This is a genomic window from Moraxella equi, from assembly GCF_002027555.1.
Lineage (GTDB): Bacteria > Pseudomonadota > Gammaproteobacteria > Pseudomonadales > Moraxellaceae > Moraxella > Moraxella equi.
In genome coordinates this window covers 1-1414 of record NZ_MXAP01000177.1, presented here as the reverse complement: position 1 = coordinate 1414, position 1414 = coordinate 1, and the positions used below count along the sequence as shown (strand labels likewise).

General features: G+C 34.9%; 1 protein-coding gene and 1 pseudogene. Both read right to left on the bottom strand.

Features of this window, described 5'->3' with window-relative positions; translation table 11 throughout:
* Positions 1 to 38: 38 nt before the first annotated feature.
* A pseudogene (locus tag B5J93_RS12935) lies at positions 39 to 778 on the bottom strand (IS30 family transposase).
* Complete coding sequence (locus B5J93_RS14115) at positions 729 to 1001, bottom strand: helix-turn-helix domain-containing protein (protein WP_228144950.1); 273 nt, start codon at positions 999 to 1001, stop codon at positions 729 to 731. The pseudogene B5J93_RS12935 and the gene B5J93_RS14115 overlap by 50 nt, the downstream one beginning before the upstream one ends.
* Between the last annotated feature and the right edge of the window lie 413 nt (positions 1002 to 1414).

The window sequence follows — 1414 nt, the reverse complement described above, 5'->3', positions numbered from 1 at the left end:
GGGGTGTCGTTTCATGGGGGTTTCTATATTAGGCAGATTCAACCACCAACTGCAACACACCAAAAATCAGATTTTACCTCAAGAGGTGTTCTAAAACCTAGCACTTTTCTTGGTTTATTGTTCAAATAAGCTTCGATCTGCTGTATTTGTTCATCATCAATCGTATCTAATCTAATAGATTTAGGTAAAAATTGCCGTATGAGTTTATTGGTATTCTCATTAGTGCCACGCTCCCATGAATGATAAGGTTTTGCAAAATAAATATCAGTGTTTAGCCCTTGCTCTATCTGTTCGTGCAATGCAAACTCTTTACCATTATCAAAGGTGATACTTTGTACTTGTTCATCTTTAAGTAGTTCAATACAAGTTTGTGTAACGAGTGGTGCTTTACGGTTTGGCAGTGCTTTGATTTTCACTTCTCGTGTGGTTCTATCAACTAAGGGACCAATACACCTTGATGCCCTTTACCAACGACTGTATCTCCTTCATAGTCACCTAATCGTTGTCTTTGCTCAATGATTACTGGTCGCTCGCTAATGTCCTTGCGATTGGCAATTTGTCCGCGTCTATCATTGGCTTTATAACCTCGTTTACGGTAGATTTTTTGACTTCTCAAATAGCGGTGAGATGTACCGCCTTGGGCTTTGTCAGCATAGATGTGTTGATAAATGGTTTCTATGCTTGGTACATCAGTCCAACCGAGTACTTTGAGCCTACCATTGATTTGTTCAGGGGAATAATATTGACTTAAGTAAGTGCTTGATGTAAGCCCATGCAAAGTCAGAAATATGATAAGCGTTGTTTGCTTTACGTGCTGTAGCTTTGCTTTGGGCTTGTTTCGGTCGATAACCACGTAGTCCTGTATTACGTTTAATTTCACGGCTGATGGTGGATTTATGACAGCCTAGTCGTTTGGCAATTTCACTAATAGAAATATTGCTTTTCAAATCAGATGAAATTTGGTATCTTTGTTCAAGAGTAAGATGTGTATATTTTTGCATAACGTTTCTGATATGTGAGAGTTGAAGTAGCAAGTGCAATATTGCACATCTTACTCTTTTTCTCTATATATTTAAACGTTGCACTTCTTGGTTGAATCTAATTTGTATAAAACAAATAACGGTTTTTACATAAAAAATGTCTAAATCTTGTTTTTTCTTGCAAATATAAAAGACAGGACGCCCTACTTTTTAATAGGTAAATAATTAGCTGACAAGTATTATAGCAAAAATTTTTTACAAATCAAATAGCGACTCTTAAAATAATCAGGGCAATCGCACTATATCTAATTCTTAGCAAATAAAATTATGCTTTTCAAGAAATTAGTAATTTTTAGACATAAATTATTTAAAAACTCACCAAACCAATTATACTTTGAATAATTTATTAAAAATTTCGGCATTGTTAAACAACA

What these genes read in the sequence shown, in the direction of transcription:
- B5J93_RS14115 (WP_228144950.1), bottom strand. Translation starts at nt 1,001, where the DNA reads ATGCAAAAATATACACATCTTACTCTTGAACAAAGATACCAAATTTCA.